The sequence below is a fragment of the Ferrimicrobium acidiphilum DSM 19497 genome (assembly GCF_000949255.1).
Lineage (GTDB): Bacteria > Actinomycetota > Acidimicrobiia > Acidimicrobiales > Acidimicrobiaceae > Ferrimicrobium > Ferrimicrobium acidiphilum.
Window position 1 is genome coordinate 142,013 of the sequence record NZ_JXUW01000003.1, and the last position, 13,284, is coordinate 155,296.

Consider the following 13,284-nt stretch of genomic DNA (forward strand, 5'->3'; position numbering starts at 1 on the left):
ACGCGTCCAGTGGCTAACTCTGGGCCTGCCGGCGCCTGGTTGAGCGCCGCTCCACGCCCTGGGCGGAATCCTGAAACCGGGCTAGTTGGCGTTCTATGAGGACGCCCGCCGTAGTAGTATTTTGTAGTAGTCCTTTGCAGCGTCGCAGGACGGATAGAGTCGGTAGGTCATATGGAATTAGAGAACGTTAAGGGTCCGAGTGACCTCGCGGAGTTGAGCATTGCCGAGCTTGAGGATCTCGCGAGCCAGCTTCGCCACAGAATAGTGGGTACGGTCTCGAAAAATGGCGGGCATCTCGGCTCCAACCTTGGGTCGGTCGAGATCACATTGGCGCTCCACCGCAGTTTTGACTCTCCTCGTGATGTGATTCTCTTCGACACTGGACATCAGGCCTACCCGCACAAGCTCCTCACTGGTAGAAATGCCGACTTTGATTCATTACGTCGACGCGGAGGAATTTCCGGTTATCCAAATAGGTCCGAGTCAGAGCACGATTGGATCGAGAATTCGCATGCCTCCACGGCTCTCAGCTACGCTTATGGCATGGCTGCGGCGTTTCAGCTCGGAGCCGATGATCCCGCCGCTCTGCCACTTCGGAGGGTAGTGGCGGTCGTTGGTGATGGTGCATTGACGGGAGGAATGGCGTACGAGGCGCTTAATAATATAGGTCACCGTCGTCTGCCTATTATCATCATCTGGAACGACAATGGACGCTCCTACGCCCCCACGATCTCGAGACTCTCATCATCGTTGACAAAGCTTCGGCTGAACCCCTCCTATATTCAGGCTCGTAACCGTATTAAGCAGGTAATCACAGACCTGCCAAAGGTTGGGAATCGTGCAGTAAGTTCTCTTGCAAACATGACGTCTGCTTTGCGTGAAGCGATCGAACCCCGGGTGTTCTTCGAGGCGCTCGGGGTGCGCTACACCGGACCCATTGACGGTCACGATATCTCTGAGTTAGAGTACGCACTCGCCGGCGCCAAGGAGTGGAATGGACCGATAGTGATCCACGTGCTCACTCAGAAGGGCAAGGGCTATCCTCCTGCCGAAGATGATGAGTTGCAGTGTCTACATGATCTTAAGGTTCCACAGGTCTTTTCGGACGTTGAGGGTGGTCCACCCTTGTCTTACACCCAGACATTCTCAACTGAGCTCGTCCGAATCGGCCGCGAGAATCCATCAGTGGTAGTTTTGACGGCTGCTATGGGTGGCCCTACAGGGCTACTTCCTTTTGAAGAAGCGTTCCCTCATCGCTATTTTGATGTGGGAATCGCTGAACAACACGCGGTGACCTCGGCGGCTGGAATGGCGATGGCCGGCCTGCATCCCGTGGTTGCAATCTATTCAACCTTTATGTCGCGCGCCTTTGATCAGGTGAACCTCGACGTAGGGCTCCACAATCTCGGAGTTACCTTCGTCATGGATCGCGCCGGAATTACCGGTGATGATGGACCGAGCCATCACGGCATCCTGGACCTGGTGCAGATGCTCTCGGTCGCTAACATGACAGTTTTCGTACCCTCATCGGTAGAGGAGTTGCGCGTTCAACTCCGTTCAGCCATCGCGATCGAGGGCCCCTCCTCGCTCAGATTCTCCAAGACCCTTGCCCCTCGAATGGTGCGAGGTGGAGTTGGAGAAGGCATGCACGCTCGAGTGGTCCGTGAGGGCTCGAGCCGACAGGTGGTGGTTGGAATAGGGAAGATGCTGGTTCCAGCTCTTCTTGCCGCAGACCTGTTGGAGGCGGACGGATACGACTGCACCGTGGTTGATCCGAGGGTTATCCGACCCTGTCCGCTCGAGTTGGTTGAGCGACTCGGAGCGGCAGTTCAAGTGATCACGGTGGAAGATGGTCTCATTCATGGAGGCGCGGGTGAGTACCTTGCTCAGATCGTGCATGAGATCAACCCTCATGTGGCCTTTTGTCATCTTGGTGTGCCGAGCGAGTACCTACCACACGGGAATGCGGATGCGCTTCTTACCGAACTTGGACTTGATGGCTTGGGTATTGCTGGTTCTATTCGAGCCTTCCTTGCTCGAACAGAGGACCCGGTTCGTCGCACTGGGCGTTAGTCGCTGTTTTCAGCTGCCGATTTTTTCGCTCTGAGGTGGGCAAGGTAGTGGTGTCGAGGGCGATTGCGTCGTACTGGAGCACCCCATCTACAAGCCAGCTTAGGGCGTTCGATGGTCGAACCAGTGCCGGCATTCTGCCGTGGATAGGCGCTACGAACTCGTCTGCATCTCGAGTGAGGATCACGAAAGACTGCAGCGAGTAGTCGACTAACCCAGCGGCGAAGATCAACGGAGTTGTCGCCGATGGGCTAAAGAGGACGATGCCAGCCGGTCCGGACTCGTAGAATCCATTCATTGGCACCAGTGCCCGCCCTCGATCGAGAAGGCGTCTGAAGGTAGGACGTTCGTGCATACTCTCTGATCGTGCATTGATCAGCATGGGTCTACCCACGCGCCGGAAGCCAAATGATGCCTGAAAGATTCGTTCTCGGGAAAAAACGATGGCCTGATCGGTCGGTAGAACCGTCGGAGCCCGTGGGCTTGGCACAACCATCGTCAAACCCAGTGTCAACAAAAGCTGATGGCACTCGGCTGGGCCGATATTTTGTTCGAATCGTGCGCACATACCCCCGCCCGTGTGAGTTCGAGTTCTAGCTTACTTGCTCGTCGAGAGGACTCTCGGAGGTGCAAGCTCACAAGGGTCGGCACCAGGGTTGTTGATCATCGTTACGCACGAGTCTTCACTCAAGTCCCGTCATCCTTGCAAAGCTATAGTTGGAGTACGCTATACGTTGCTACCATCGGTAATTTCTTTGCAAGTCACGTGCTTATTGTGGGTGGATAGTTGTTGGTCCCGCTTGGTGTGCTCAGGAGGTTCAGCCGATGGTCCCCCTTCGTTGCCTAGACTAATGCTGCTATGAGTATCTTCGAGGACTTCACGGTTCGCATTCAGCACTTTGTTTGGCAGCGTCGGGTGGAGTCGTGGGAACACGAAGCGTCGCCAAATCTTGGTAGGGTCATAGATGCAGTTGTCGACCAGGCCTCACCTACTCTGGAGATGCGTGCTCTCGACCTTGGTTGTGGATCTGGACAGGTCAGCCTTGTACTCGCCCCTCAAGTCGCCGAGATGATAGGGGTAGACATCTCTGAGGGTATGGTCACACGCTTCTTGGCACGAGCGACCGAGGAAGGGTACACCAACGTGGAGGGTCGAGTCTCTCCTCTCGAGCGCCTAGAGGTTGATCCAGGGTCAATTGATTTGATCGTCTCGAATTACGTCTTCCATCATCTGAATGACGATGGCAAGGCTAGGGTAGTCAATCTCTGCTACTCATGGTTGAAACCAGGCGGTCGCTTGGTAATTGGAGACATGATGTTTGGCCGTGGTGGCACCGCAGAGGATCGTCAGGTTATCTTGGGTAAGGTAAGACTACTTGCAGCCAAGGGAGTCGGAGGTTACTGGCGAATCGCGAAGAATGCGTTTCGCTATCTGTTTAGAGTCCAAGAGAAACCGATAGCGAAGGAGCGCTGGATGCAGCTGTTTCTCGATGCTGGATTCCACAATATCGAGGTGTTGACTGTTGTCGCTGAGGCCGGAGTGGTCGTTGGCGACAAACCTGGTGGGCAGGAGCCTCACTAGGCGTCGACTAGAGTAGTTGGCGGAATGCTTGCCAGCTAGACGACAACAAGCCTTTCAAGCACAGGCGCTTTGGAGAGGAGGTATTGGTGCGATCGGAACCCCCAAGTACCACTCCTCATCTGTTAGCGGATCGCGCGTAGCGAGCCGCTTTTTCTTCAGTTCCAAAGTCGCATCTCCCCTGGCAGAAGGAGGTCTCTGTTGTGCAAAACCTCGACCCACGTTTGGACAACGATGAATCAGCTATTCGCGGTGGACTCGGTAAAATTTCCGTCGGCGAGCTGCGCTCTTCTCCGTCACTCAAACGAAAGCTGCTTGCGCTTCTCGCGGTAATTGGCCCTGGCATAATTGTCATGGTTGGAGACAACGATGCAGGCGGAATCACTACCTACGCGCAGGCTGGTCAAGCGTATGGTTATACCCTGCTATGGCTCATGCCGGTCTTGGTGATCGTATTGGCGGTCTCGCAAGAGATGGTGGTACGGCTCGGTGCTGTTACCGGTGTAGGCCACGGGAAACTACTCAAGGAGCGCTTTGGTAGGTTCTGGGCAGCCTTTTCAGTAGTGGACCTCTTTGCGCTCAATCTATTGACTCTCATAACTGAGTTCATCGGTGTTCGCTATGCACTCGGCTACTTTGGCGTACCCCCAGCAATTGCGGTTACGGTGATGGGTATCGTCCTGGTAGGCGCCGTCGCGAGCGGACGGTTCGAGCGATGGGAGCGTTTTATGCTCGTGCTCGTGCTCGTAAGTCTCTTGGTGATACCGCTGGTGCTCTTGACTCACTGGCATGTGGGTGGCGTCGCTACTGGCCTGTTGATTCCTGGAGTAAAAGGTGGCATCACATCGACGGCGACTATTTTTATAATCGGTATCGTCGGAACAACCATTGCGCCCTGGCAACTATTTTTTCAGCAATCCAACGTGGTAGACAAGCGGATCACACCACGCTGGATTAAGTACGAACGAGCAGATACCTTTATTGGTGCCATCGTGACAAATGCGGCAGCGGCTTGCGTGATGATCGCGGCAGCCGCGGTGTTTGTTGGCTTCAAGGTAGGTGCTTTCCAAGACGCTGGGCAACTCGCCCAGGGGTTTGCTAGCCATGCGGGTGCGATCACCGGTGTCATCTTTGCGATAATCCTCCTTGAGGCTTCTCTAATCGGTGCAGCAACGGTCACACTCTCGACCTCGTACGCGCTTGGCGATCTTTTTGGCGTCGATCAATCGCTGAATACACCAGTTCGGGAGGCCAAAGGCTTTTACGCCTCTTATATTCTCTTAGTCGCTATTTCGGCTGGTGTAGTGCTCATCCCATCGTTACCACTCAGCCTGGTTAATCTCGCCGTTCAGGTTTTGGCGGGAGTTTTGCTCCCTAGCGCCCTGCTGTTTCTTCTGTTACTATGCAACGACAAAGAGATTATGGGCCCTTGGATGAATCCACCGTGGCTCAATATTCTCGCGACTTTTATCGTCTCGTTGCTGTTGCAGCTCTCGTTGATTTTGACGATCGTGACCGTCTTGCCCACCATCTCGGTGACTGGACTCTTGATTGGCACCTTTATCCCTGTTGTTGTTGTGACCGTCGGTGTGGCGATCTACCAGGTGAAGATACGCACTCCGGAGCACATTGACAGAGTAGCACGCCTTAGTTGGTCGATGCCTGCGTCGGCACTCCTGCACCGTCCCCCCCAGTCGCGTGGTCGCGGACTAGTTCTTCTTTTCGTACGCATCTACCTGATCATCGCGGTCATCCTGATGGTGATCAGTTTTGTACGCCTTGGTTCTGGTTAACTCGCTAACGGCCAGATTAAGGTCGTTCGCAGCTTCTGTGACTCGCATTGTGGCCGACGGTGTGGGGAGTGCCGATCCAACATGCCGAGAGTGGCAGCTATAGTCGACCTCTGTTCGTGATGGTCCGGTTGCTATTCGCTGAGTGCCTCTTGGCGTCGGCGCCAGCTTGGCGTGATCGTCCGTGGCAGTACGTCGTCAACGGTAACCGATCCGAGTAGAAGACCGTCGTCATCGACTACCGCTAGCGCTGCGAGGTTGTAGTCGGCCATCAGCACGGCCACTTCGCTGAGGTCGGAGCCGGGCTGCACAACCGGAGGTTCTGTCTCGGCGTGTTTGGCGAGCGTGTCTTGCTGGTCAGCGCTGATCATGGCAGAGATGGCGATTTGGCCGTAGAGGTGGCCCGAGCCATCGGTCAGGAAGATCGACCACAGGTTGTGTGGAAGTGCATCGCGGTTTCTCAGCACCTCACAGGCGTCGGCCACCGTCATGTTTGGGTCTAATGTGATGACATCGGTCGTCATGAGGCCACCTGCTGATTCCGGATGGTAGTTGAGTAGCCTAATAATTGGCTCACGAGCGTCAACGGGCACCGCCGCCAACACTCCCTCACGCCTATCCTGGTCGAGGCTGAGAAGTAAATCTACGGCGTCGTCAGGCTCCATCTCGCTGAGCAGCTCGCCAACTTCTGTATCGGTACGATGGCGGATGGCGTCGCGTTGTCTCGCTGGCGCCAACTCTTCGACGACGTCTGCCTCAAATTCAGGGTCTGCTTGCAAGGCACCTAGAATCTCCTGCCCTTCAACTTCAGAGGCCTCTTCCAAGAGGTCGGCTAGCTGAGCAGGGTGGAGCTTGCGGATGCTGCGGAGTTCTAGACGTTTGCGCGCGCTTGGCACATGGCCAACCAGGGGAACGAGGTCGAGCCAGTCAACCAACGAATGCTCTCTTGCCGATCGCTTCGCTTTAAGCCATCTACTCCGGTGTGCGGTAGCGGCGTCAATTGAGACGGCGCGCCAGATTGTCTGTTCACAGTTGAAACCGACGTCTTTGGCGGTTACCAAACGCGGTCGTAATTTGGATTTTGTCCATATCAGGTGGTGATTGAGAAGATCGCGTTCGATCAGTATCTCTTGAGGTCGACGTTCAAATGCAGAGAATTCTGAGAGGGCCTGGTCGGTTGCGACTGACTCTTCTGTGAGGCGCACCAGCTTGTCGCTGGATATGAAAATGGAGGTATCGTTGACTGAGACCAAGAAGCCGGTCAAGACCGGATATCTTGCCTCCTCGAGTCGAAGAACGGCGTCTTCGACCTTGCCAATCTCTGATCCCTGTACAAACACGGGATTTCGGACAACCTCGGTAAACCATAGGAGTTGATCCATCAGGTTGATAAGTGTAGTACCTTCGCTTATGTTTTCCGAGCGTCTTGGGCCGACCGACTGACGAGGCTACCGAGCGGTAAGCTATGGTCCGTGATACCGTGGAGTGAGATCGCCGCAGTGGCGAATGATTGACAAACTTAGGATAGCCTTCACCCTCTATCGTGGGAATCCGCATTCAGGGGGCCAGGGTGTCTACACCGCTTTTTTGACGCGAGAGCTCGCCAGGTTGGGGCATGATGTTCAGGTCTTCGCTGGACCGCCGTATCCACAACTTGATCCACGCGTGACTCTGCACAAGGTGCCCGGACTAAACCTCTTGAGGGAGCCAGACCCTTTTCGATTTCCAAGCCTCAACGAATTCAAGAGCATCGAAGATCTCTTCGAGTTCGGACTCATGAGCGTGGGTGCCTTCCCGGATCCAAAAGGTTTTGGATGGCGACTACGGAGGTATCTTGACGAGCTTCGGCATGATTTTGACCTTGTTCACGATAACCAGTCTCTGAACTGGACGCTTGCGAGGCTGGCGCGCGAGGGAGTTCCGATACTCTCGTCAATCCACCACCCGATTAGTGTCGATCGTAGGCTCGCTCTTGAGGCCGCCGAATCGATCAAAGCTCGAGTTGGTCTCCACCGCTTCTATAGCTTTATTCCTATGCAGGTATCTGTGGCACGCGAGATCCCTCGAATTCTCACGGTCTCGCAGTCGTCTGCCGGAGATCTGGCGAGAGAACTTGGTGTTGATCGTCGCAAGATCTCTGTGGTGCCTATAGGTGTTGACACCGATCTCTATGCTCCTCATCCTGATATTCCTCGTGAGCAGGGGTTGATCTGTACCACTGCAAGTGCTGATGTCCCCTTGAAGGGGCTGCGCTATCTAATCGAAGCGGTGAGCCTGTTGCCATGGACAAGGCTTATCATTATGGGACCTCATGAGAATTCGAACCAACTCCGAGCACTGCTCGCTCGATTCGGGCTCCAAGACAGGGTAACGGTGACCGGAGCCCTCACGCGTGAGGAGATGGTGCACGTCTATGCACGCGCAAGTGTGGCTGTTGTGCCATCGTTGTACGAGGGATTCTCATTGCCAGCAGTAGAGGCGATGGCATGCGCAGTCCCGCTGGTAGCCGCACGAGGAGGTGCCTTGCCTGAGGTGGTAGGCGACGCGGGGGCGATGACAACAGCAGGTTCAGCAAGAGCCTTGGCGGAGGCGATTGAGGCTGTGCTGGCGGCTGGTCCAGCAGCTCTCGAGCGTGGACTCTATGCAAGAGAGCGCGCTATTGCGCGGTTCTCATGGCGCCAGACGGCGCTCGCGACTCTAGATCAGTACCGTGGACTCGTGAGTGGAACGCCATGATCAGCTTTCGCTGGGAGGAGCTTGACGACATTAGTCATTCTCGGGTGCTCGATCTCGGCGCAGGCACTGGCCGACACCTGCGTGCTCTGGACGCCAAGGGCGCTTGGGTTGTCGCCGGGGATCTGCGACCGGAGATCCATGCCGCTTCGGGTGGCGTGGTGCAGCTAGATGCACATCATCTCCCCTTCTTGGATGCGAGCTTCGATCTCGTCGTCGTCTCAGAGGTGCTCGAACACGTCCCAGATCCACTCATAGTTCTCCAGGAGTGTGCTCGCATCGTAAGTCCTGGGGGAATGGTGGTAATCTCAGTGCCTCGTTGCGGGCCTGAGGCGATTAATTGGCTGCTCTCTCTAGAGTATCACAGTGTCCCTGGTGGCCACATCCACATCTTCACTCGTGGTGAGCTCAGTGCTCTAGCCCGGGAGGCGGGTTTTGCCACAGTGAAGACTCACCACAGCCACGCGCTCCACAGTCCTTACTGGTGGTTGAAGTCCTTTGTCGGCATAGAGCACTCTCCCAAAGTTGTGCCGGTACGCTGGTACGAACGAGCATTGGTTAGTGAACTCATGGGTCGGTCACCATTGCTTACTCACATCGAGTCGATCGCGAATCCGGTGCTCGGGAAAAGTATCGTCCTGTATTTGAGGATCGACCGCTGATGATCGAACTAGAGGCGACGCTAGATAGTATCTGTGCTCTCCAGGATCGACGTGGTTTGATTCCATGGGCGAAGGGGAGTCACGCTGATCCATGGAACCACACTGAGGCGGTGGTTGCTTTAACGCTCGGTGGTCGACACCGAGCCGCCAAGCGAGGTATCGAATGGCTGGCATCGGCTGTGAATCGCGATGGCTCTTACTGCCAGTTCTTTACGAGTTCAGCGGTTCTTGAGCCGCGTATCGATTTGAATAACTGTCTATACCCGGCGGTAGGGTTGCTCGCCTATCTGGTAAGCGCGAGAGACATGAGCAGTGTGCGCAGCTTTCTAGTCTCCTTTGACGTAACCGTTGATTTTGTCCTGGATCAACAGCGAAGTGATGGTTCGTTCCCTTGGGCTCTGTCGCCTGATCGAACGGCGCTAGAAGGCTCTTTGTTGGCTGGATCATCGGCAATGCTGCTCTCGCTTGAGGCGATAGAGGCGTTGGATATGATGATCGGTCGAAATCGTCCACGAATCAAAGAGGCCGCATCTGCACTGTGCAACTACATTAGCGACCCTCACAGCCAGTTTCTGGCCAAGGAGGCCTGGGCGATGGACGGGTACTATCCGATTCTGGCGGGAGTTCTCGATGATGTGGACGCAAGTAAGCGGATGAAGGCATTTCTACTGCGTCACTATGTAACCGGGTGCGGTATACAAGCTATTGCAGACAGCGGCTGGGTAACGGCGGCGGAGACGGCCGAGACGGCGATGGCTTTGGTCCGTATCGGCGAACTTGGTATGGCGCGGCAGATGCTACAGGACATAGAGCAGCTACGTTGCGGCGATGGAGGATACTTGACCGGCTGGGTCCTCCCCGACAGGGTAAGCTTCCCATCGGAGGAGGAGAGCGCCTACTCTGCAGCGGCGGTAATTATCGCCCACTACCTCGTCGCCCTCGGAAGACCTTCGGGTCTCATCGAGGGTATCCTAGCGCGGGAGTGAGTTCACCGGGTGTCGTTGTAACCCAACCAATGGTCCTTCGCGATCCACCAGTCTGAATCCAGAGTGGAGTGCTGCCACCATAATCTCATAGGGTGGTCGTCCGCCGAGTGCCGGATCTTCGAAGACGTCATCGATGATGATCATGCCGTTGTCGGCGAGCAACGCAATCGCACAGAGGTAGTCTGTCCACGCCGACAGCGGATCATGGCCACCGTCGATCATGATCATCGCGAAGCCGGGTCTCAGTAGTGTAGCTAGGACCTTGCTGCTGGCTATCAGTACGGTTACTTGATCACGGAGGTTCGCGAGTTCGAGCGTGTCCATCAATATAGTGCTTGAATCTAGACGTCCGTGGACTCGATCGACTATGGCTGGGTCATAATAGGGGAACGGCGGCTTCATCTCGATCGACCCAAGATGGCGATCTACTGTGATCAGCGAGCGATGGTGATGGCGCGCAATCGTACCGAGCACCACGGTCGAACGTCCGCAGTAGCTCCCAATCTCGAGCAATGGTCCCTCTGACCTCGCTAGGGCTAGCTCAGTTAGCCGTGAGAGCCCTCTCAATTGTCGCAAAGGGAAGTACCCTGGTACCGTCGCAGCAAAATCGAGCGCTGACGCTAGCTCAACGTCACTGATCATCTGAGAGCTGCTGATTTAGGAGCAATGCTTGGATCACCACCGACAGAGAACGACCCATTTTCTAACGTCAAAGGTCGACTCCTTCCTTTCTGCATCTCTACGATTCCGGCTTCACTCACATTTCAAGCCGATAACGCATAGCTGCTCTGGTCGGAACCCAAGCTGGCTAAGACAGAATGGAGCTGAGTCGACCTGCATATCGATCGCGGAAACGTAGATTCACTCGGTAGCGCTCAAGTGTCTGCGCTAGCAAGCGCTCACCAGCTGGGAGCTTATGAGACTCGAAGAAGGAGAAGACTTGCGAAGAACGTTGATACGATGACGGTGAAATCAGCGTTGGCAGGGATCCGAATGCAAGGTCGTAATTATTTGCCGGAAGCCTTGCTAGAAGCTCGTCGAAGTGCGAGAAGGCGAAGTCAAGTCCGATCTCACCCACCGCCTCGTTGGCGATGATGCGGTTGAGAACGAAGGCTCCATCCTGGGATCTAATTGAGGAGAGAATCATGGGTAGAAGACGGTTGATTAGCGACGGCTGTCGAAAATCAGCCAAAGCGAGGAGATGACGTCGCTCATCTAGCGGGTCAACCGGATTGCGGTAGCGATCGAGCATGAAGGCAAACTCCGAGTCATCGCCATGCTTGGCGACGGTGGCAAGCACGGCATTGGCTAGATCGCCACTTGGTCCACCGACACCGCTCATCTCCTCGCGGAACCACTGAAGTGCCTGTTCGCGGACGTCAGGGTCATCAGCAATTGTGCCAAGTGCGGTAAAGGCAACCGATCGAGCGACCTTGGTTCTAGGGGTATCGGAGGGAGTTGGCTCCATGCCCAAGGCTGAGATCAACGGATTGAAGATATTGGTAGTGAGCTTAACGACTAGCGCTTGCTCTTCCGGTGACGCAATACGCTGCAAGAGCCCAAGGGAGGATGACACTACCTGCAAGACGTTGGGGTCGGTCTCGGTCGCGCAGTGGTTAAACAGCTCGACTGCATCGGCCAGCGACACTTGGTCTGCGAGAACCAGAGCCCAGGTGTCGGCGATTAGGTTAAAACGTTCGAGCATCGCAAGCTCGCTAAAGCGTTCGCTGATCTTGGGCAGTACCTGTTGGGAGTACCGCGTGCGGTATACCCCGATGCCTCCTGCATTGACGATAATCGGCTCGGAATCGGCGGTTAACACCTGGTCTTGCTGGCCAAGCAGCACCCGACCCTCTACCCCGTTCAACTCCCGGCTCACCACCGGTATGAGCCAACTAGAGCCAATTTCGCCGACAGGATCACTCTCGTCGCTCAAGAAGCGGAATGGAACTTGAGAGAGGCGGACTCCGTTTGGCAAAGCATCGACGGTGACGAGTGGATGACCCCCCTGCAAGATCCAGGTGTTCATCATCTCGGTGACTGGTTGATCGCTTGCCTCTTCAAGTGCGGACCAAAGATCCTCAGTCTCTGCGTTGCCATGGAGGTGGCTGTTGAGGTAGCTCCTTACGCCGGCTTTGAAGGTCTCCTCACCGAGGTACTGCTCCATCATCTTGATCACTGAACACCCCTTCTCGTAGGTGAGAAGATCAAACATATTTTCGGCGTCTGATGGTGCTATCACGGGAAATTCGATCGGCCTTGTTGATGGAAGTCCATCCACGTTGAGTGCTCCTAGGCGGGCTATGCCGAAGGACTCCCACTTGTGCCATTCAGGGTTGAACGCATCCGATGCGCCCGTCTCCATAAAGGTCGCAAAAGCTTCGTTTAACCAGATTCCGTTCCACCATTTCATGGTGACCAAGTCGCCAAACCACATGTGCGCAATCTCATGACAAACTACGTCACAGATGCGCTCAAGCTCCATCTGTCCCGCTCTCGTCTCATCGACCAGAAGTGCCGTCTCTCGAAAAGTAACCGCTCCGAGATTCTCCATTGCGCCGAAGGCAAAATCGGGAATCGCGAGCAGATCGAGTTTTGGTGCCGGATATGGTATCTGGAACCAATCCTCGAAGTAGGCGATTGCATGCTGTGCAACCCGAAGCGCATAGCTAGTAAGCGCCTCTTTGCCCGGTGTGTGGATTACACGCACTGGTATACCGTTGGCGATCACCGGAGTCGTGGCTCGCAGGTCGCCGACGATAAAGGCCAGCAGGTAGGTGGACATAATCATGGTGGTTTCGTACTGGTGGGTTACGAAGTCTGAGTTGTCGCTTGGTTGGCTAGCAACTTCGGGATAGTTTGAGATCGCCTCGAGGGCCGCTGGTGTCTCGAGGGTCACGGCAAAGGTGGCCTTCATGTCGGGTTCGTCGAAACATGGGAAGGCTTGCCTTGCACCAGTGGATTCAAATTGGGTTGTGGCCATCTTGCGGCTAACCCCTTGTTCGTCGTTGTAGACGGAGCTATAGAGGCCCGAAAGGTCAGAGCGCAACCGTGCAGAGAACTCCAGGTAGATCTCAGCATCGGTCCCGGCCGTTAGCGGAGCAGTCCGTTGAATTTGTACGATCTCATGGGCTGGGTCGACCGTGACTGAGGCGGACTCTCCGTTGACGCGAGCAAGCGATACGGTAATGTCAACTGCATTGAGCTCGATGAGCGCTGTAGCCTCGTTGACTCGCACTGCAATAGTCTCGTATCCTGAGAAGACCTCTTGATCGGGGTCGATATGAAGGAAGAGGTCGTAGTGGACGGGCTCAACGGACCGGCTTAAGCGGTATGGGTTATCATCTCTCACCTCAACTACGATAGCCGAGATCGGCGCCAGGGGCGAGCCAAGCGTCTGGAATCCGTGTTGACTAGGTCAACTCCACCTCTAACACCTACTACCGTCAGTGGGATCGGACGCG

General features: G+C 55.4%; 10 protein-coding genes. 6 read left to right on the plus strand and 4 right to left on the minus strand.

Features of this window, described 5'->3' with window-relative positions:
• Positions 1 to 171: 171 nt before the first annotated feature.
• Positions 172 to 2,073: a 1-deoxy-D-xylulose-5-phosphate synthase gene (gene dxs, locus FEAC_RS02620; protein WP_035389506.1), complete on the plus strand. Its 1,902-nt coding sequence runs from the start codon at positions 172 to 174 to the stop codon at positions 2,071 to 2,073.
• On the opposite strand, the gene FEAC_RS02625 is transcribed toward dxs, so the two are convergent.
• Positions 2,018 to 2,566 (minus strand): SOS response-associated peptidase family protein, encoded by a 549-nt coding sequence (locus FEAC_RS02625; protein ID WP_160290313.1) that lies wholly within the window; start codon positions 2,564 to 2,566, stop codon positions 2,018 to 2,020. The genes dxs and FEAC_RS02625 overlap by 56 nt on opposite strands.
• Positions 2,567 to 2,929: 363 nt before the next feature.
• On the opposite strand from FEAC_RS02625, the gene FEAC_RS02630 reads away from it, so the two are divergent.
• Both FEAC_RS02630 and FEAC_RS02635 read left to right on the plus strand, forming a co-directional pair.
• Positions 2,930 to 3,652 carry a class I SAM-dependent methyltransferase gene (locus FEAC_RS02630; protein WP_052565344.1) on the plus strand — a complete coding sequence of 241 codons (723 nt, stop codon included), beginning with the start codon at positions 2,930 to 2,932 and terminating at the stop codon, positions 3,650 to 3,652.
• Between the two features lie 200 nt (positions 3,653 to 3,852).
• Positions 3,853 to 5,442 (plus strand): NRAMP family divalent metal transporter, encoded by a 1,590-nt coding sequence (locus tag FEAC_RS02635; RefSeq protein ID WP_236684588.1) that lies wholly within the window; start codon positions 3,853 to 3,855, stop codon positions 5,440 to 5,442.
• A gap of 131 nt (positions 5,443 to 5,573) precedes the next feature.
• Here the strand turns inward: FEAC_RS02635 and FEAC_RS02640 are convergent, their stop codons facing one another.
• The gene (locus tag FEAC_RS02640) at positions 5,574 to 6,779 is read right to left on the minus strand and encodes a magnesium transporter MgtE N-terminal domain-containing protein (protein ID WP_160290314.1); all 1,206 of its coding nucleotides are present in this window, start codon (positions 6,777 to 6,779) and stop codon (positions 5,574 to 5,576) included.
• Between the two features lie 166 nt (positions 6,780 to 6,945).
• On the opposite strand from FEAC_RS02640, the gene FEAC_RS02645 reads away from it, so the two are divergent.
• The 3 genes from FEAC_RS02645 to FEAC_RS02655 are packed head-to-tail and all read left to right on the plus strand — an operon-like array spanning position 6,946 to position 9,820.
• Positions 6,946 to 8,175, plus strand: coding sequence for a glycosyltransferase family 4 protein (locus FEAC_RS02645; RefSeq protein ID WP_052565347.1), 1,230 nt, complete (start codon positions 6,946 to 6,948; stop codon positions 8,173 to 8,175).
• Complete coding sequence (locus tag FEAC_RS02650; RefSeq protein ID WP_052565349.1) at positions 8,172 to 8,834, plus strand: class I SAM-dependent methyltransferase; 663 nt, start codon at positions 8,172 to 8,174, stop codon at positions 8,832 to 8,834. The genes FEAC_RS02645 and FEAC_RS02650 overlap by 4 nt, the downstream gene beginning before the upstream one ends.
• Complete coding sequence (locus tag FEAC_RS02655) at positions 8,834 to 9,820, plus strand: hypothetical protein (protein WP_035389504.1); 987 nt, start codon at positions 8,834 to 8,836, stop codon at positions 9,818 to 9,820. Before FEAC_RS02650 ends, FEAC_RS02655 begins: the two co-directional genes overlap by 1 nt.
• Here FEAC_RS02655 and FEAC_RS02660 read toward each other — a convergent pair.
• Positions 9,806 to 10,462 (minus strand): class I SAM-dependent methyltransferase, encoded by a 657-nt coding sequence (locus FEAC_RS02660; RefSeq protein ID WP_052565351.1) that lies wholly within the window; start codon positions 10,460 to 10,462, stop codon positions 9,806 to 9,808. The genes FEAC_RS02655 and FEAC_RS02660 overlap by 15 nt on opposite strands.
• Before the next feature lie 166 nt (positions 10,463 to 10,628).
• On the minus strand, positions 10,629 to 13,172 hold the full coding sequence (locus FEAC_RS02665; protein ID WP_035389502.1) for a M1 family metallopeptidase: 2,544 nt from the start codon (positions 13,170 to 13,172) through the stop codon (positions 10,629 to 10,631).
• Positions 13,173 to 13,284 lie beyond the last annotated feature (112 nt).